Source organism: Streptomyces sp. ISL-99 (assembly GCF_018614005.1).
In the GTDB taxonomy this organism is placed as follows: Bacteria; Actinomycetota; Actinomycetes; order Streptomycetales; family Streptomycetaceae; genus Streptomyces; species Streptomyces flavidovirens.
This window is the reverse complement of sequence record NZ_JAGGPC010000028.1, coordinates 58,182-75,737: the sequence shown is the minus strand read 5'-3', so window position 1 is coordinate 75,737 and position 17,556 is coordinate 58,182. Positions and strand designations below refer to the sequence as shown.

Here is a 17,556-nt window from a genome sequence, read left to right as displayed (position 1 = left end):
ACCCCCCATGCAGCTCCCCAAGGCCGAACTCCACCTCCACATCGAAGGCACCCTCGAACCCGAGCTGGCCTTCGAGCTCGCCGCGCGCAACGCCGTGGTCCTGCCCCACTCCACCACCGAAGAGCTCCGCCGCGCCTACCTCTTCGAAGACCTCCAGTCGTTCCTCGACCTGTACTACGCGCTGATGGCGGTCCTGTGCACCGAGGACGACTTCGACCGGCTCGCCGACGCCTACCTGGCGCGGGCGGCCGCGCAGGGCGTACGGCACGCCGAGATCTTCTTCGACCCGCAGGCGCACACCGCGCGCGGAGTCGGGATCGGCACGGTCATCGAGGGCCTCGCCCGCGCTCTGGACCGGAGCGAGGAGCGGCACGGGATCTCCACGCAGCTGATCATGTGCTTCCTGCGCGACCAGTCCGCCGAGTCCGCGCTGGAGACGCTGGAGGCCGCCAAGCCGTATCTGCACCGGATCGCGGCCGTCGGCCTGGACTCGGCGGAGGTCGGACACCCGCCGTCGAAGTTCCGTGAGGTGTACGAGGCGGCCGCGGCCCTGGGGCTGCGCAGGGTCGCGCACGCGGGGGAGGAGGGCCCGCCGGCGTACATCTGGGAGGCTCTCGACATCCTCGGCGTCGAGCGCGTCGACCACGGGCTTCGCTCCATGGAGGACCCGGAGCTCGTGAAGCGGCTCGTGCGGGACCGCGTGCCGCTGACGCTGTGCCCCCTGTCGAACGTTCGGCTGCGGGCCATCGACATCCTGGAGGAACACCCGCTGCGCGAGATGATGGACGCCGGGCTGCTGGTCACCGTGAACTCCGACGACCCGGCCTATTTCGGCGGGTACGTCGGCGACACCTTCCACGCCGTGCACGAGGCGCTGGGGCTCGGGCAGGAGCAGCTGCGCGAACTCGCCCGCAACTCCTTCCTCGCGGCCTTCCTCGATCACGACGAGAAGCGCAGGCAGGCGTATCTCGCCGAGGTCGACGCGTACGTCTTCTGAGGGACGTCTTTGAGGACCGCGACCTGGAAGACAGCCGCCCTGGCCCGCTGGTGGCGCCCCCGGCAGGTCGCCGTCGTATCGCCGCGAGCTCCTGTGGGCGCGTATCGGGCACACTGGCCTGAATCCGCACCACACCACAGGAGCGCAGGGTGAGCACGGTGAGAAAGCACGCAGCGGCCACGTCGGCGGTCACGTCAGCGGCCACGCCGGCGGTCATCGACAACAACGGTCAGCCGGACGAGGCCACGCACCTCGACCCCCTGGACGGGCTCCGCGCCGCCGACGACCCCTGCTGCGACGTGTTCCTCACCGGCACCGTCTTCCTCGACATCATCTTCACCGGCCTCGACAGCGCCCCGGTGCGCGGCACCGAGTCCTGGGCGCGCGGCATGGGTTCCAGCCCCGGCGGCGTCGCCAACATGGCCACCGCCCTCGCCCGCCTCGGCCTGCGTACGTCCCTGGCCGCCGCCTTCGGCGACGACCACTACGGCGAGTACTGCTGGGACGCGCTCGCCGACGGCGAGGGCATCGACCTGAAGATGTCACGCACGGTCCCCGGCTGGCACTCGCCCGTCACCGTCTCCATGGCGTACGAGGGCGAGCGGACGATGGTGTCCCACGGCCACGAGGCCCCACCGCCCGCCGAACCCGGCCCCTTCCCCGTCTGCCCGCCCCGTGCGCGGGCCGCCATCGCCGCCCTCACCCCCGGCCGGACCGAGGAGTGGATCGCCTCCGCCGCCCGCCGCGGCGCCAAGATCTTCGCCGACGTGGGCTGGGACGAGACGGGCCAGTGGGATCTGGCGGGCCTCGCCGACCTGGAGCACTGCGAGGCGTTCCTGCCCAACGCGGAAGAGGCGATGCGCTACACCCGCACCGACTGCCCGCGCGCCGCCGCCCGCGCCCTGGCGGACAAGGTGCCCGTCGCGGTCGTCACGCTGGGCTCGGAGGGCGCGTACGCCGTGGACGGCTCCACCGGGGAGACCGCCGAGGTCCCCGCCATCGCCGTCGAGGCGCTCGACCCCACCGGCGCGGGTGACGTCTTCGTCGCCGGATTCGTCACCGGTACGCTCGCGGGCTGGCCACTCGCGGACCGCCTGGCCTTCGCCGGACTGACCGCCGCCCTGTCGGTGCAGGAGTTCGGCGGGTCGCTCTCGGCGCCCGGCTGGTCGGAGATCGCGGCCTGGTGGCAGCAGGTGCAGGCCGTCGACGGGCAGGACCCGCAGGCGCTGCGCCGGTACGCCTTCCTCGACGGGCTGCTGCCGACGGCGGCCCGCGTGTGGCCCCTGCGCCGCGCCGTGCCGACGATCGGCTTCCGCAGGCCGGCGTAACCGCTCGGCAACCGAGTGCGGGACGGTGCGCGAAAAGCCTTCGGCCTTGTCAGTGCACCGACGTAGGCTTGGAGCCAAGAGGTTGTCGAGCAGCGAGAACCCTGCAACAGGAGGTATGTGCAGGCCACAGTGCCGGCCCATGACTCAGACACCCACACAGCCGCAGGCCCGCGCCCAGTTCACCGTGCCGGACAGACACCCGATGGTGACGGTTCTGGGCTCCAGCGATTCCCTGTTGCGCGTGATCGAGAACGCCTTCCCCGACGTGGACATCCACGTCCGGGGGAATGAGGTCAGCGCGGTCGGCGACCCCACAGAGGTCGCACTGATCCAGCGCCTGCTGGCCGAGATGATGCTGGTGCTCCGCACCGGACTGCCGATGACGGAGGACGCCTTGGAACGCTCGATCGCCATGCTCAGAGCGAACGGGAACGGCAGTGGCGCGGAAGCCGTCACCGAGACCCCGGCCGAGGTGCTCACGCAGAACATCCTCTCCAGCCGCGGTCGCACCATCCGCCCCAAGACGCTCAACCAGAAGCGGTACGTCGACGCCATCGACAAGCACACCATCGTCTTCGGCATCGGCCCCGCCGGTACGGGCAAGACCTACCTCGCCATGGCCAAGGCGGTCCAGGCCCTGCAGTCCAAGCAGGTCACCCGGATCATCCTGACCAGGCCCGCCGTCGAGGCGGGCGAGCGGCTCGGCTTCCTGCCCGGCACGCTCTACGAGAAGATCGACCCGTACCTGCGGCCGCTCTACGACGCCCTGCACGACATGCTCGACCCCGCCTCGATCCCGCGCCTGATGGCCGCAGGGACGATCGAGGTGGCCCCGCTGGCGTACATGCGAGGCCGGACGCTGAACGACGCGTTCATCATCCTGGACGAGGCGCAGAACACCAGCGCCGAGCAGATGAAGATGTTCCTGACGAGGCTCGGCTTCGACTCGAAGATCGTCATCACGGGAGACATCACCCAGGTCGACCTGCCCGGCGGAACCAAGAGCGGCCTGCGCCAGGTCCAGGGCATCCTGGAGGGTCTCGACGACGTGCACTTCTCCCGCCTCACGTCGGAGGATGTCGTACGGCACAAGCTGGTCGGCCGTATCGTCGACGCGTACCAGAAGTACGACGACAGCCAAAACGGGCTGTGACTTTGAAGCAGGGGTAGATCCAGCACCATGTCGATCGACGTCAACAACGAATCCGGCACCGAGGTCGACGAGCAGGCGATTCTCGACATCGCCCGTTACGCGCTCACCCGGATGCGGATCCACCCGCTCTCCGAACTCTCGGTGATCGTCGTGGACACGGCCGCCATGGAGCAGCTCCACATCCAGTGGATGGACCTCCCCGGACCGACCGATGTCATGTCCTTCCCGATGGACGAACTGCGTCCGCCGTCCAAGGACGACGAGGAGCCCCCGCAGGGGCTCCTCGGTGACATCGTGCTCTGCCCCGAGGTCGCCAAGAGGCAGGGCGAGGAAGCACAGACGCAGCACTCCATGGACGAGGAACTCCAGCTCCTCACCGTCCACGGCGTGCTGCACCTGCTCGGCTACGACCACGAGGAGCCGGACGAGAAGGCCGAGATGTTCGGCCTCCAGGCGGCGATCGTCGACGGCTGGCGGTCGGAGAAGGGCCTGACCGGTCCGTCCCCCGCGCCGACCGTTTCATGACCGCCCAACTGATCACGGGCGCCGTCCTGCTGGTCGTCGTCGCGTGGCTCGCGGCCTGCGCGGAGGCGGGCATCGCCCGCGTCTCCAGCTTCCGGGCCGCCGAGTCTCTGCGGGCCGGCCGGCGCGGCAGCACCAAGCTGGTCCAGGTCGCCTCCGACCCGGTCCGCTACCTGAACGTCGCCCTGCTGATACGGGTGGCCTGCGAGATGGCCGCAGGCGTCCTCGTCACGTACGCCTGCCTGCGCGAGTTCGACGAGACCTGGGAAGCGCTGACCATCGCCATCGGCGTGATGGTCCTCGTCTCGTACGTCGCCGTCGGCGTCTCGCCGCGCACCATCGGCCGCCAGCACCCGCTGAACACGGCGACCGCGTCCGCGTACGTCCTGCTGCCGCTCGCCCGCGTCATGGGCCCCGTCCCGCAGCTGCTCATCCTCCTCGGCAACGCGCTCACCCCCGGCAAGGGCTTCCGCAAGGGCCCCTTCGCCAGCGAGGCCGAGCTGCGCGCCATGGTCGACCTGGCCGAGCAGGAGTCCCTGATCGAGGACGACGAGCGCCGCATGGTGCACTCCGTCTTCGAGCTGGGCGACACCCTCGTACGCGAAGTCATGGTCCCCAGGACCGACCTGGTCTCCATCGAGCGCTTCAAAACGATCCGCCAGGCCCTCACGCTCGCCCTGCGCTCCGGTTTCTCCCGTATCCCGGTGACCGGCGAGAACGAGGACGACATCGTCGGCATCGTCTACCTCAAGGACCTCGTCAGGAAGACCCACATCAACCGCGACTCCGAGGCCGACCTGGTCTCCACCGCGATGCGCCCCGCCGTCTTCGTACCCGACACGAAGAACGCGGGCGACCTGCTGCGCGAGATGCAGCAGGAGCGCAACCACGTCGCCGTCGTCATCGACGAGTACGGCGGCACCGCCGGCATCGTCACCATCGAGGACATCCTCGAAGAGATCGTCGGCGAGATCACGGACGAGTACGACCGTGAACTGCCGCCCGTCGAGCCGCTCGACGACGGCTGTTACCGCGTGACCGCCCGGCTCGACATCGGTGACCTCGGCGAGCTCTTCGGCTTCGACGAGTTCGACGACGAGGACGTGGAAACGGTCGGCGGCCTGCTCGCCAAGGCCCTCGGCCGGGTCCCGATCGCGGGCGCGCACGCGACGGTGGACCTGCCCGACGGGCGCGCGCTGCGCCTGACCGCGGAGTCCCCGGCCGGCCGCCGGAACAAGATCGTCACGGTACTGGTGGAGCCGGAGGAGAAGGAGGCGGCATGACGCCGCCGTCGCCGGGAAGCTCCCGGACCGCATGGTCCGGGAGCTGATCGGGGACGCGTACGACCTGGTGGCGGCCCGCCTCGCCCAGGCGGAACGCCTGCGGCTCGGCCGGGCCTGACGCGGGGCTCAGGCGCCGCGCCGGTTCCGCAGGCCCACACCCACCAGGACCGCCGCCACCACCACGATCACCGCGTCCACGGCGAGCACGGTGCGTACGCCGTCGAAGAGAGCGCCCTGCGTCGTCGCCAGCACACCGAGCAGCGGAATGCCCACGGTGAGGCCGACCTGCTGCGTCGTGGTCACCAGACCGGTCGCCAGCCCCTGCTCCTCGTCCGGCACACCCGATGTCACGATGAGTCCGTACGAGATGATCGCCCCCAGGTGGCACATGCTGGCCAGCGAGACGGCGGCGGTGGCCAGCAGAGCGCCCGACCCGGTGCCGATGCCCAGCAGGGCTCCGACGAGCACGCCCTGACCGAGCAGCGAGCCGACGAGGGTGCGGCGGGCGCCTATGCGGCCGATGACCTTCGGGGCGTACGTACCGGCGACGGCCGACAGCGCACCCTGGACGCCGAAGACCAGACCGGTCTGCAGGGCGGAGAGCTTGAGCACTTCCTGGAGATAGAGAGTGAGTACGAAGACGACCGTGCTCATCATCGAGAAGGTCACCAGGCCGCCGAGATGCCCCAGGCGACCGTGCGGCGCCACAGCATCGGCAGCGAGACGAGCGGCGCTGCGGCACGGGACTCGACGTACACGAAGGCGGCGAAGAGGGCGAGCCCGCGACGCGTGCCACCAGGACGTCCGCGCCTCCGAAGCCGCGCTCGGCCGCCGTCGACAGGGAGTGGATCAGTGCGAGCAGGTTGCCGGTGAGACCCATCCAAAAGAATCGTATGCGAATGAGTGTGCTATGGGTAGTCGGTTCTGGTGGGTCCCGGAGATCGTGGGCCCGGGGCGAGGGTGAGCGATTAGGGTCGCGTTCGTGAAGCTGGTGATGCGGGTGAAGCTGCTGCCGACGCCCGTGCAGGCGGCGGCGCTTGAGGCGACCCTGCACGTCTGCAACGAGGCCGCCAATCATGTGTCCGCCACCGCCTTTGCTACCGGCGTCACCCGCAACCGGACACTGCGGGAGCAGACCTACACCGTGGTCAAGTGCAGGTGGGGACTGGGGGCACAGGCGGCCCAGCATGTGATCAAGAAGACGTGTGACGCGTACACCACGCTACGGGCGAATGTGAAGGCCGGGAACCTTGGCCGGCCCGGCACCAAGCGATATGAGAAGGCGACGGGCAAGCCGGTCGTGTTTCGTGAGGATTCGGCCCAGCCGTATGACGACCGGATGCTGTCCTGGCAGCACGAGACGCGCACGGTATCGATCTGGACCACGGCAGGCCGGTTGAAGGGCGTGGCATTTACTGGCCAGGCCGAGCAGCTTGAGGTGCTGGCCCGCTGCCGCAAGGGTGAGTCCGATCTAATTCGTCAGAACGGCGCATGGTTCCTCCTGGCGACTTGCGAGATTCCCGAGGCGAGGCTGAACACCCACCCGGCCGGGTTCGTCGGGGTGGACCTGGGGATCGTGAACATCGCCACCACCTCTGAGGGTTCCCGCCACAGCGGGCGGCGGATGAACCGCCGCCGCGAGCAGGACCGGACGCTGCGGCGCAAGTTGCAGAAGAAGGGCACGAAGTCTGCCAGGCGGCGGGCGAAGAAGCACGCGGGCAAGGAAGCACGGCGGGCCCGCGACATCAACCACAAGATTGCCAAGCACATCGTGGCGGAGGCTGAACGCACCGGACGCGGGATCGCCCTGGAAGACCTGGGCGGGATCCGTAAGCGGGCACGGCTGAGAAAGCCCCAACGCGCCACGCTGCACTCCTGGTCCTTCCACCAGTTGGGATCGTTCATCGCCTACAAGGCGAAGCGGGCCGGGGCCGGTGGTGTACGTGAATCCGGCGTATACCAGCCAGGAGTGCTCCCAGTGCCATCACACTCACCGACACAACCGCCCGAACCAGGCGGTGTTCATTTGCCGGGCCTGCGGATTCGTTGATCACGCAGACCGCAACTCGTCCCACAACATCGCCGCCCGCGGATGGTGGCTGTGGGTCCGCGGGGCCGAGTCACGGGCCCCTGTCCTCACGCTCATTGCGTAAGGACTGGACGCGGCGGGGCCTCGTCGAAGCCATCGATGACCCGAGCCGCAAGCCCGGCCGTTCACGGCCGGGTAGCTGACTACGGAGAAGTCGAAACGCGATCAACTGCACCGTGCGCAGCACGAGCAGGTTCAACTTGGCGGGGTCGCGCACCAGCTGCGCGTCCTGACCTGACCTGACCTGACCTGACCTGACCTGACCTGACCTGACCTGACCTGACCTGACGATCGTGCTGCACACGGCGCTTCCGGAAGCGGACACGGCGGCGAAGCTGGAGTGGCTGGCCTCGCCGGAGGGGCGGCGCGGCTCGATGTACCCGGTCGCGGGCTGACCCTGGTGCGCTCCCTATGCTCTGGACATGACTGAGACCACGCCGAGCACCGAACTCGACCCCGAGGACCGCAAGATCATCACGCTGGCGCGCAGTGCGCGTGCGCGCAATGGGGTGCCGGAGGGGGCGGCCGTGCGGGACGAGACAGGCCGGACGTACGTCGCCGGCACGGTGGATCTCGACTCGCTGAAGCTGAGCGCGCTCCGCACGGCGGTGGCGATGGCGGTCGCGAGCGGGGCGAAGTCGCTGGAGGCGGCAGCGGTGGTGACGGCGGCGGATTCCGTCTCCGCGGAGGACCGCGCGGCCGTCCGCGACCTGGGCGGCCCCGAGACGCCGGTCCTGGTGGCGGGGCCGGACGGAGCGCTGCGGCGGAGCGTGCCGGCGGGCGACTGAGCGCGGGCGTTACGGGTTTGTGCCGCTGCGCGGAGCTTTCCCCGACCCGCCCCTTCCCGGCCGTGACATTTGCGGCTCCGCCGCGGGGGGCTCCGCCCCAGGCCCCGCTCCTCAAACGCCGGAGGGGCTGGAGGATGCCGGGCAGGGGCGAGTCCTTGCGGCCCCGGCCACAGGACTTGGCCCCGCCTCGCGGCAACCATCCAGCCCGTCCGGCGTTTGAGGACACGCCCGGAGGGCGTCCGGGGGGTCTGGGGGCTTGCCCCCAGCTTCGGGAAGGGGCGGGTAGGGGATTAGCCCCGCAGGGGCCGGGGCGGGGTGACGCTGGTCTCGTGTGACGAGGGGCACGCCACGGGGGCGGCGGGCCGGGCGGCCCCCGGAGCGGGCGTGGGCGGGCCCGGCGCGATGCCCGCCCCGCCGCAGCCGGGGGGACCTTCGGCCCGGGCCTTCCGGCCCGCGCGGAAGGCGTCAAGGGGGTGGGCCGGAAGGCCCCCGGGCCCTCCCGAAGGACCGTGGATCCGGGCGCCCCGCGCTGCCACGGTGGAGGACATGCCCAGCAGGGAGCCCCGCTCCCCAGGGCAGCCCCCGCCCCCGAACAAAGGTCACCCCACGTGTTCTCCTCCCTGACCCGCACCGCCCTCCGCCGCCGCGTCACCGGTTCCTTCGTCGCCGCGGGAGCCACCGGCATGCTGGTTCTCGCCGGTACCGGCACCGCGTCCGCCGCCCCGGCCGCCGACTGGTCCGCGGTCGCGGAGTGCGAGTCCGGCGGCGACTGGAACGCGAACACCGGCAACGGCTTCTCCGGCGGTCTGCAGTTCACCCAGTCCACCTGGAGCGCGTACGGCGGCACCCAGTACGCACCGAGCGCCCACCAGGCCACCCCGCAGCAGCAGGCCGCGGTCGCCGACAAGGTCCTCCAGGGCCAGGGCATCGGCGCCTGGCCGGTGTGCGGCGCCAAGGCCGGACTCTGACAGCCGCGGCCTTTCCCGCTCTCCCCGCGTGACGTCCGGGCCGGCACTGGTCGGCCCGGCGGCGTACATCGGGGAGAATGGCACGCATGAGCGCTCGCACCCAGTCTTCCGAGGCCCCCCACCGGGCCGGCTTCGCCTGCTTCGTCGGCCGCCCCAACGCGGGCAAGTCCACCCTGACGAACGCTCTGGTCGGCCAGAAGGTCGCCATCACCTCCAGCCGGCCGCAGACCACGCGCCACACCGTGCGCGGCATCGTGCACCGCCCCGAAGCGCAGCTGATCCTGGTGGACACCCCCGGCCTCCACAAGCCGCGCACACTGCTGGGCGAGCGTCTCAACGACGTCGTACGCACCACCTGGGCCGAGGTCGACGTGATCGGCTTCTGCCTGCCCGCCGACCAGAAGCTCGGCCCCGGCGACAAGTTCATCGCCAAGGAACTCGCGGGAATCAAGAAGACGCCGAAGGTCGCGATCGTCACCAAGACCGACCTCGTCGACTCCAAGCAGCTCGCCGAGCAGCTCATCGCCATCGACCAGCTCTCCAAGGAGCTCGGCTTCGAGTGGCAGGAGATCGTCCCGGTGTCCGCCGTCGGCGACAAGCAGGTCTCGCTCCTCGCCGACCTGCTGGTCCCGCTGCTCCCGGAGAGCCCCCCGCTCTACCCCGAGGGTGACCTCACGGACGAGCCCGAGATGGTGATGGTGGCGGAGCTGATCCGCGAGGCCGCGCTCGAAGGTGTACGGGACGAGCTGCCGCACTCCATCGCGGTCGTCGTCGAGGAGATGCTGCCGCGCGAGGACCGCCCGGCGGACAAGCCGCTGCTCGACATCCACGCGAACGTCTACATCGAGCGCCCCAGCCAGAAGGGCATCATCATCGGCCCCAAGGGGCAACGCCTGAAGGACGTCGGCACGAAGTCGCGCAAGCACATCGAGGCGCTACTGGGCACCCCGGTCTTCCTGGACCTGCACGTGAAGGTCGCGAAGGACTGGCAGCGCGACCCGAAGCAGCTGCGCAAGCTCGGCTTCTGAGCCGGACCGTCGGATCCTGAGCGCGGCGGCCGACGCCGCCGGTTCCGACGCCGACAGCCGTCGGGCATCGGGTGCTGGGCGTGGGCGAGAAGCGTCAGACGGCGATGAGCCGGATCCGGCTGCCGCAGAGCTTCGTCATGTCGTCGAGGTCCGATGTCAGCATCGTGACTGGCCCTGGCTGCCGGAGGGCCGCTTCGGCGACAGTGGCGTCGATGGCGTACTTGTGGCCGTGCAGCCCGGCGTCCTTGAGCAGCCGAGCCGAGGCCTTTGCGCTCTGTTCGGTCACGGGTTCCACCTTGACGAGTGAGAGCAGCCAGACCAACCGATCCATGCGGGTCTTCGCGTGCGTGACCTCGATGATCGTGTTGGCGCTGATGACCAGGCCGGTCTCGCTGCGCTGTGCCGAGTCGACGAGCGCGGTCACCTTGCGGTCGCCGGCGATCCAGGCGGACAGGCCCTGGGAGTCGAGGACAAGGGTCGTCACGCCGCTTCCTCGCGCGCGGTGCCGGTGCCGTGCAGGAGCGCGTCGGCCTGAGCGCGCTCTTCGTCGGTGAACGCGCCGTGCTCACGTTCGTACCGACGCAGTTCCTCGGCGAGCAGGTCATTGCGGATCCTGCGGGCGAGGGCTTCCGCGGCGTAACCGGACAGGTTGTCCGTGAGCCCCCGGGCCGATTCCACGAGTTCTTCGGGAAGCGAGATGGTGATCTTCTTGGTGGCCATACAGCTACCATACCGTGGTATGGCCGCCTCGGCCGGTCCTATTCCGCGGACGCCTCCATCGCCGTTCCGATGCGCCGGAAGCCCGCCCGGGCGTAGACGCGCGCGACCGCGTCGTCTGTCGCGGTGAGGAACACCGTGGTGATGCCGTGGGCGCGTGCGTCCGCGGCCAGTTCCGCCGTGACCGCTACCGCCAGGCCCCGGCGCCGGGCCGACGGCAGGGTGCCGACGCCGACTATCTCGGTGGCCGTGCCCACCGGCAGGTGCTGGCCCGCGCAGAGCACCACGCCGTCCTCCACGGCCGCCGCGACGACGGACCGGCCGGCCCGGATCCGGTCCGCGACCCTTTCCACCGAGCCGTCGCCCTCGGCCTTCCGGGCCTCGATCACGGCGGCGAGTTCGGCGGGTCCGGCCTGCCCCACCGCCGTACCCAGGTCGGCGAAGGCGAGGTACGGGACGGCGAGGGCGCCGGGCAGCGCCGGATCGTCGACGCTGAGGAGGCGTACCAGGGAGTTCGGGGGCGGGGCGAGTCCGTCGTCCTTCAGGAGCATCAGCGGACGCTCCCGCGTCGCCAGCCCCGTCTCCTCCAGCGTCCGCCGCAGGCCCGGCGTCGTCTCCGGTACCCACTCGAACGCCTCCGGCACCCCCAGCTCCCGCTGGCGCGCCCCGACCCGCTCGACATCGGCGGCGGTCACCGGGGCGCCGGGCCACCCCAACGTCGGCCGGGCGTAGTAGGGGTGGCCCGAGCCGGTCTGCACGAAGAGGGTCAGCGGGCCGAAGTCCTCGGCGCGGGCGCCGGTGCGCGGTACGGCGTCGTAGTAGCGCTCGAGCCGGGTGAGGATGTCAGTGGTGGCGGAAGTCATCCGCGCATCCCATCATCCGGTGGACCCCGCACGCCCCTTCTTTTTCCGGGCGTTCAGTTCCGGCCGTTCAGTTCCAGGCGTTCAGGCCCCTTCCGTCAAGACCTGCGAGATGAGCTTGCTCTGAGCCTCGGTCAGCCGTGGGTCCGCGCAGTAGACGGTCTTCCCGTCGACCGTGATCTGGTAGCTGAATCCGTCCGGCACGCCGATCGGCGGCGTGCCCCGGCCGGCGGCGACCGCCTCCTCGGCCAGGGCCTGCCACTCACTCGCGTCGGGCCGTCCGGAGGTGTCCACCTCGGCGTATCGCTCGATCCCGGCGAATCCGCCCGTACGCCTTACCCCAATTCGCATGGGTCCCGTTCTAGTACGGATACGGCTCAGCCGGTAGGCACCCCGACCTGGGACCACGCTTTCAGCAGAGCCTCCTGCTCCTCGCCGTCACCGAAACGGGCGTGCGCGGCCGCCACGGTGGCCCGCGCGAAGTCGGTGAAGCTCGCGTCGACCTGGAGACCCCCGCCGGTCAGGGTGTCGTACCAGATCTGTCCCGCTCCTTCCCACGCCTTGCCGCCGAGGGCGGTGGCTAGCAGGTAGAAGGCGCGGTTGGGGATGCCGGAGTTGATGTGGACACCGCCGTTGTCCCTGCCGGTACGGACGTAGTCGGCCATCGTCGCGGGCTGCGGGTCCTTGCCGAGTACGTCGTCGTCGTACGCCGTGCCGGGCGCCTTCATGGAGCGCAGGGCCACCCCGGTGACGCGCTCGGCCAGCAGGCCCGCGCCGATCAGCCAGTCGGCCTGGTCGGCGGTCTGGTCGTTGACGTACTGCTTGACCAGGGAGCCGAAGACGTCGGACACGGATTCGTTGAGCGCGCCGGGCTGGCCGAAGTAGGTGAAGTTGGCCGTGTACTGCGTCAGGCCGTGGGCCAGCTCGTGGGCGATGACGTCCACCGGCAGCGTGAAGTCGCGGAAGATCTCGTCGCCGTCGCCGAAGACCATCTGCTGTCCGTCCCAGAAGGCGTTCCCGTAGTTCTCGCCGTAGTGGACGCTCGCGACGAGCGGCAGACCGTTCCCGTCGACGGACTTGCGCCCGAAGGCCTTGAGGAGGAGATCGAAGGTCGCGCCGAGGCCCGCGTACGCCCGGTTGACAGTCGCGTCCTGGCCGGGCTCGTCGCCCTCGCCGCGCACTTTGACGCCCGGCAGTTCCTGGCGGTGCTGCGCGTCGTAGAGGGTGCGGTGCGGCTTGTCGCCGGCCGCGTCCGCCGGCCGGGCGGCCGGCGGGGCGCCGAGGACCGTGGTCAGCCGGCGGTGGGTGCGCTGGGCGGCGTCCGCTTCGAGGGTCCGGCGGGCGGGGCCCGCGAGCGCCGGGTCGTCGGCCTGGGCGAGCTTGTCGAGGACGTGGGGCGGCACGATGGTGCAGAACACGGGATGGGTGGCCTTCATGGCCGCAATGTGGCACCGCGTCACTGCGCTGTCACTAGTTGCGACCATGATTGACGAAATCGAGTGATGGATCACTTTCGCCCGTTACTCGCCCGTTGCTGATGGGGTGGTCCCGCATACTGATACGGGACCGGCGAAACCGGCTCCCCTCGGCTAGGCTGCGGCACATCATGCGTTACGGGCTGCTCCTTCTTAGCTGCCGCGGCGAGGGTCTGTAGTTGTAGGCCGACCCCCTCCCCGCGGAGTCTGGTGCTGCAGCGACACCGTCGGCCGTCCCCTTTGCAGGACACCGAGGAGCCCTACGCGATGAACGCCCCTGTTGGCCGCCCCACGCCGATCACCAACGCGACGCAGCTGCAGAAGCCGTCCGGGATGCCGATCCACAAGTACGGCACGTACGAAGCGGTCGACATCCCCGACCGCACCTGGCCCGACAACCGGATCACCAAGGCGCCCCGCTGGCTGTCGACCGACCTGCGCGACGGCAACCAGGCACTGATCGACCCCATGAGCCCCGCCCGCAAGCGCGAGATGTTCGACCTGCTCGTACGCATGGGCTACAAGGAGATCGAGGTCGGCTTCCCGTCGTCCGGCGAGACCGACTTCAACTTCGTACGCTCCATCATCGAAGAGGGCGCGATCCCCGAGGACGTGACGATCTCCGTCCTCACCCAGGCGCGCGAAGAGCTGATCGAGCGGACCGTCGAATCGCTGGTCGGTGCGCGGCGCGCCACCGTGCACCTCTACAACGCCACCGCGCCGACGTTCCGGCGCGTCGTCTTCCGCGGCTCCAAGGAGCAGGTCAAGCAGATCGCCGTGGACGGCACGCGCCTGGTCATGGAGTACGCCGACAAGCTGCTGGGCCCGGAGACGATCTTCGGCTACCAGTACAGCCCGGAGATCTTCACCGACACCGAGCTGGACTTCGCCCTGGAGGTCTGCGAGGCGGTGTGTGACGTGTGGCAGCCGGAGGAGGGCCGGGAGATCATCCTCAACCTGCCCGCCACCGTCGAGCGCTCCACGCCGTCCACGCACGCGGACCGCTTCGAGTGGATGTCGCGGAACCTGACCCGGCGCGAGTACGTCTGCCTGTCCGTGCACCCGCACAACGACCGGGGTACGGCGGTGGCGGCGGCCGAGCTGGCGATCATGGCGGGCGCCGACCGTATCGAGGGCTGCCTGTTCGGGCAGGGCGAGCGCACCGGCAACGTCGACCTGGTGACGCTGGGCATGAACCTGTTCTCCCAGGGCGTCGACCCGCAGATCGACTTCTCGCAGATCGACGACATCCGCCGCACCAGCGAGTACTGCAACCAGATGGAGGTCCACCCGCGCCACCCCTACGCGGGCGACCTGGTCTACACCGCCTTCTCCGGCTCCCACCAGGACGCCATCAAGAAGGGCTTCGACGCGATGGAGGCCGAGGCGGCCGCCGCCGGCAAGACGGTCGACGACATCGAGTGGGCCGTGCCGTACCTGCCGATCGACCCGAAGGACGTGGGCCGTTCGTACGAGGCGGTCATCCGGGTCAACTCGCAGTCCGGCAAGGGCGGTATCGCGTACGTCCTGAAGAACGACCACAAGCTGGACCTGCCCCGCCGCATGCAGATCGAGTTCTCGCGGATCATCCAGGCCAAGACGGACGCCGAGGGCGGCGAGGTCACGCCGAAGGCGATCTGGTCGGTCTTCCAGGACGAGTACCTGCCGAACTCCGAGAACGCGTGGGGGCGCATCCAGCTGCGTTCCGGCCAGACGACGACCGACACGGACGGCCAGGACACGCTGACCGTCGAGGCGGTCGTGGACGGCGTCGACACGGTGCTGACCGGCACCGGCAACGGCCCGATCTCGGCCTTCTTCGAGGCACTGGGCGCGATCGGCGTGGACGCCAGGCTGCTGGACTACCAGGAGCACACGATGAGCGAGGGCGCGAGCGCCCAGGCCGCGTCGTACATCGAGTGCGCCATCGACGGCAAGGTGCTGTGGGGCATCGGCATCGACGCCAACACCACGCGCGCGTCGCTGAAGGCGGTCGTTTCGGCCGTGAACAGGGCCACGCGCTAGGACCCGGTTCTCCGGTTCCCGAACGCCGGGCGGGCTGTTTTTCGGCCACGCCCGGCGTTTTGCGTGTCTCTCACGCCGACAGGGTGCTGACGCGACATCACGGATGTGGCTAACATCACGGCAACGCGGCAGGGTTGCCGGAGCGTTTCGGAGGTGCGACGTGCTGCTGGTTCGAGGGCGGAAACAATGCGTATGGGGCATTCGCACCGCGTGGAACACCGTCGGCGACGGTGACTTCTTCTGCCCGGACTGCGGCGGCGACCGCAACTACCGGCGCCGTACGGGCCGCAGGCGCTTCACCGTTCTGGGCATCCCGCTGCTGCCGCGCGGTGACGTCGGCCCGGTCATCGAATGCGCCGCCTGCCAGACCCACTTCGGCACCGAGGCGCTCGACCACCCCACCACCGTCCGCTTCTCCGCGATGCTGCGCGACGCCGTCCACACCGTCGCCCTCGCCGTCCTCGCCGCGGGCGGCACGTCCTCCCGTACGGTCAGAGTCACCGCCGTCGCGGCCGTCCGCGCCGCCGGGTTCGACGACTGCACCGAGGACCAGCTCACCACCCTCATCGACGCCCTCGCCGCCGACACCGGACGCCTTCCCGGGGCGTACGAAGGGACCCCCGAGCCCTGCGGCGCCGCGCTCGCCATCGAACTGCACGAGGCACTCGAACCGCTGGCCCCGCACCTCGCCCCCGCCGGCCGCGAATCGATCCTGCTCCAGGGCGCCAGGATCGCCCTCGCCGACGGCCCGTACAGCCCGGCCGAACGCGAGGTGCTGACGATCGTCGGCGGCGCGCTGCTGATCTGCCCGGACGACACGGCCCGGCTGCTGGCGGCCGCCCGTACGCCGTCCTGAACGTCCGCCCGGCTCAGTCCTGAGGTGCCGCGCTCGCCCGCAGCATCGCCTCGCGCTCGACGATCTTCACGCGCTCGCGGCCCTCGGCGGCGCCCAGCGCGCGCTCCGCGCTGTCGAGGCGGTGCCAGCCCTCCCAGGTCGTGTACGGGACGTCCTTGCCCGCGAGGAAGTCCACCACGGCGTCCTCGCCGGGCGCGGCGGGAGCGGTCAGACGGCCGGCACGGTGGTCCTCCAGGAGGTTCGCCACCGTCTCGTTGGCGTCGCCCTTGGTGTGGCCGATGAGGCCGATGGGACCGCGCTTGATCCACCCGGTGACGTACGTCGACTGAAGGTGCTCGCCCGCCTCGATGACGCGGCCGCCCTCGTGCGGGACCGTACCGGTGAGGAAGTCGAAGGGCAGCTTGGGGAGTTCGTCGGAGAGGTAGCCGACCGCCCGGTAGACGGCCTGCACGTCCCAGGTGTGCGTCTCGCCCGTGCCGGTGACGTTGCCCGTGCCGTCGAGCCGGGTCCGCTCGGTGCGCAGGCCGACGACCCTGCCGTCCTCGCCGACGACCTCGGTGGGCGACTCGAAGAAGTGCAGGAAGAGCTTGTGCGGCCGGTCGCCGATGTCCCGGATCGCCCAGTTCTCCAGCGTCTTGGCGACCATGTCCGCCTGCTTGTTGGCGCGCCGGGTGGCGATGCTGCCGTCGTCGTAGTCGATGTCCTCGGGGTTGACGATGACTTCGATGGTGGGGGAGTGGTCGAGCTCGCGCAGCTCCATCGGGCTGAACTTCGCCTGGGCCGGTCCGCGCCGTCCGAAGACGTGGATCTCGCGGGCCTTGTTGGCGGCGAGACCGTCGAAGACGTTCGGCGGGATCTCGGTCGGCAGCAGTTCGTCGGCGGTCTTCGCGAGGATGCGGGCCACGTCCAGGGCGACATTGCCGACCCCGAGGACGGCGACCTTCTCCGCGTCCAGCGGCCAGGTGCGCGGCACGTCCGGGTGGCCGTCGTACCAGGACACGAAGTCCGCGGCGCCGTAGGAGCCGTCGAGCTCGATGCCGGGTATGTCCATCGCCCGGTCGGCGCTCGCGCCGGTGGAGAAGATCACCGCGTCGTAGAACGCGCGCAGGTCGTCCAGGCCGATGTCGGACGGGTAGTCGACGTTGCCGAAGAGCCGTATCTGCGGCTTGTCCAGGACCTGGTGCAGGGCGGTGATGATGCCCTTGATGCGGGGGTGGTCCGGGGCGACGCCGTAACGGATCAGCCCGAAGGGCGCCGGCATACGCTCGAAGAGGTCGATGGACACCCCGGGGTCGGTGGCGGCGTCGGACTTCAGCAGGGCGTCTGCGGCATAGATGCCGGCGGGGCCGGCGCCGACGATCGCGACCCTCAGGGGGCGGGGCATGGGGGGTTTCCCTTCGGGTGGCGACAACTGTCTCGTGCGTCACCCTAGGCAACGAAATGCCGGATCAGGTACTTGACCCCTCC

At 70.1% G+C, this 17,556-nt stretch carries 17 protein-coding genes and 3 pseudogenes; 13 read left to right on the top strand and 7 right to left on the bottom strand.

Features of this window, described 5'->3' with window-relative positions; translation table 11 throughout:
• Positions 1-7 precede the first annotated feature (7 nt).
• The 5 genes from J7E91_RS16970 (at position 8) to J7E91_RS16950 (ending at position 5,283) form a co-directional block, all read left to right on the top strand.
• Positions 8-997 carry an adenosine deaminase gene (locus J7E91_RS16970; RefSeq protein ID WP_214904883.1) on the top strand — a complete coding sequence of 330 codons (990 nt, stop codon included), beginning with the start codon at positions 8-10 and terminating at the stop codon, positions 995-997.
• A 215-nt stretch (positions 998-1,212) separates the two neighbouring features.
• The gene (locus tag J7E91_RS16965; RefSeq protein ID WP_214905251.1) at positions 1,213-2,325 is read left to right on the top strand and encodes a PfkB family carbohydrate kinase; all 1,113 of its coding nucleotides are present in this window, start codon (positions 1,213-1,215) and stop codon (positions 2,323-2,325) included.
• 139 nt (positions 2,326-2,464) lie between these two features.
• The gene (locus J7E91_RS16960; protein WP_214904880.1) at positions 2,465-3,478 is read left to right on the top strand and encodes a PhoH family protein; all 1,014 of its coding nucleotides are present in this window, start codon (positions 2,465-2,467) and stop codon (positions 3,476-3,478) included.
• A gap of 27 nt (positions 3,479-3,505) precedes the next feature.
• Positions 3,506-4,003 carry an rRNA maturation RNase YbeY gene (ybeY, locus tag J7E91_RS16955; RefSeq protein WP_214904877.1) on the top strand — a complete coding sequence of 166 codons (498 nt, stop codon included), beginning with the start codon at positions 3,506-3,508 and terminating at the stop codon, positions 4,001-4,003.
• A complete protein-coding gene (locus J7E91_RS16950) occupies positions 4,000-5,283 on the top strand; it encodes a hemolysin family protein (RefSeq protein ID WP_214904864.1) in 1,284 nt (427 codons plus the stop codon). Before ybeY ends, J7E91_RS16950 begins: the two co-directional genes overlap by 4 nt.
• A gap of 126 nt (positions 5,284-5,409) precedes the next feature.
• Here J7E91_RS16950 and J7E91_RS16945 read toward each other — a convergent pair.
• A pseudogene (locus tag J7E91_RS16945) lies at positions 5,410-6,157 on the bottom strand (MFS transporter); the annotation flags it as partial.
• A 120-nt stretch (positions 6,158-6,277) separates the two neighbouring features.
• On the opposite strand from J7E91_RS16945, the pseudogene J7E91_RS16940 reads away from it, so the two are divergent.
• The 6 genes and pseudogenes from J7E91_RS16940 to era all read left to right on the top strand — a co-directional run.
• A pseudogene (locus J7E91_RS16940) lies at positions 6,278-7,153 on the top strand (RNA-guided endonuclease TnpB family protein); the annotation flags it as partial.
• A 64-nt stretch (positions 7,154-7,217) separates the two neighbouring features.
• Positions 7,218-7,436, top strand: coding sequence for a zinc ribbon domain-containing protein (locus J7E91_RS37050; protein ID WP_308376674.1), 219 nt, complete (start codon positions 7,218-7,220; stop codon positions 7,434-7,436).
• A gap of 214 nt (positions 7,437-7,650) precedes the next feature.
• Positions 7,651-7,767, top strand: a pseudogene (locus J7E91_RS16935) (XRE family transcriptional regulator); the annotation flags it as partial.
• Positions 7,768-7,794: 27 nt separating this feature from the next.
• A complete protein-coding gene (locus tag J7E91_RS16930) occupies positions 7,795-8,160 on the top strand; it encodes a cytidine deaminase (protein ID WP_214904861.1) in 366 nt (121 codons plus the stop codon).
• A 608-nt stretch (positions 8,161-8,768) separates the two neighbouring features.
• Positions 8,769-9,128, top strand: coding sequence for a transglycosylase family protein (locus J7E91_RS16925; RefSeq protein ID WP_374224727.1), 360 nt, complete (start codon positions 8,769-8,771; stop codon positions 9,126-9,128).
• A gap of 86 nt (positions 9,129-9,214) precedes the next feature.
• Complete coding sequence (gene era / locus J7E91_RS16920) at positions 9,215-10,156, top strand: GTPase Era (RefSeq protein WP_214904858.1); 942 nt, start codon at positions 9,215-9,217, stop codon at positions 10,154-10,156.
• A 94-nt stretch (positions 10,157-10,250) separates the two neighbouring features.
• On the opposite strand, the gene J7E91_RS16915 is transcribed toward era, so the two are convergent.
• The 5 genes from J7E91_RS16915 to J7E91_RS16895 all read right to left on the bottom strand — a co-directional run bounded on the left by J7E91_RS16915 (position 10,251) and on the right by J7E91_RS16895 (position 13,169).
• Positions 10,251-10,640, bottom strand: a complete 390-nt coding sequence (locus J7E91_RS16915; protein WP_214904855.1) for a DNA-binding protein — start codon at positions 10,638-10,640, stop codon at positions 10,251-10,253.
• Positions 10,637-10,876, bottom strand: a complete 240-nt coding sequence (locus J7E91_RS16910) for a type II toxin-antitoxin system CcdA family antitoxin (protein ID WP_214904852.1) — start codon at positions 10,874-10,876, stop codon at positions 10,637-10,639. Before J7E91_RS16910 ends, J7E91_RS16915 begins: the two co-directional genes overlap by 4 nt.
• Before the next feature lie 38 nt (positions 10,877-10,914).
• A complete protein-coding gene (locus J7E91_RS16905; protein ID WP_214904849.1) occupies positions 10,915-11,736 on the bottom strand; it encodes a GNAT family N-acetyltransferase in 822 nt (273 codons plus the stop codon).
• 81 nt (positions 11,737-11,817) lie between these two features.
• Positions 11,818-12,084 (bottom strand): protealysin inhibitor emfourin, encoded by a 267-nt coding sequence (locus J7E91_RS16900; protein ID WP_028813518.1) that lies wholly within the window; start codon positions 12,082-12,084, stop codon positions 11,818-11,820.
• 26 nt (positions 12,085-12,110) lie between these two features.
• Positions 12,111-13,169, bottom strand: coding sequence for a M4 family metallopeptidase (locus J7E91_RS16895; protein WP_214904846.1), 1,059 nt, complete (start codon positions 13,167-13,169; stop codon positions 12,111-12,113).
• Between the two features lie 306 nt (positions 13,170-13,475).
• Between J7E91_RS16895 and leuA the strand changes: the two genes are divergently transcribed.
• Both leuA and J7E91_RS16885 read left to right on the top strand, forming a co-directional pair.
• On the top strand, positions 13,476-15,233 hold the full coding sequence (leuA, locus tag J7E91_RS16890) for a 2-isopropylmalate synthase (protein WP_214904844.1): 1,758 nt from the start codon (positions 13,476-13,478) through the stop codon (positions 15,231-15,233).
• A 160-nt stretch (positions 15,234-15,393) separates the two neighbouring features.
• Positions 15,394-16,089, top strand: coding sequence for a TerB family tellurite resistance protein (locus J7E91_RS16885; RefSeq protein WP_308376671.1), 696 nt, complete (start codon positions 15,394-15,396; stop codon positions 16,087-16,089).
• 13 nt (positions 16,090-16,102) lie between these two features.
• On the opposite strand, the gene J7E91_RS16880 is transcribed toward J7E91_RS16885, so the two are convergent.
• Positions 16,103-17,473 (bottom strand): FAD-dependent oxidoreductase, encoded by a 1,371-nt coding sequence (locus tag J7E91_RS16880; protein WP_214904838.1) that lies wholly within the window; start codon positions 17,471-17,473, stop codon positions 16,103-16,105.
• Positions 17,474-17,556 lie beyond the last annotated feature (83 nt).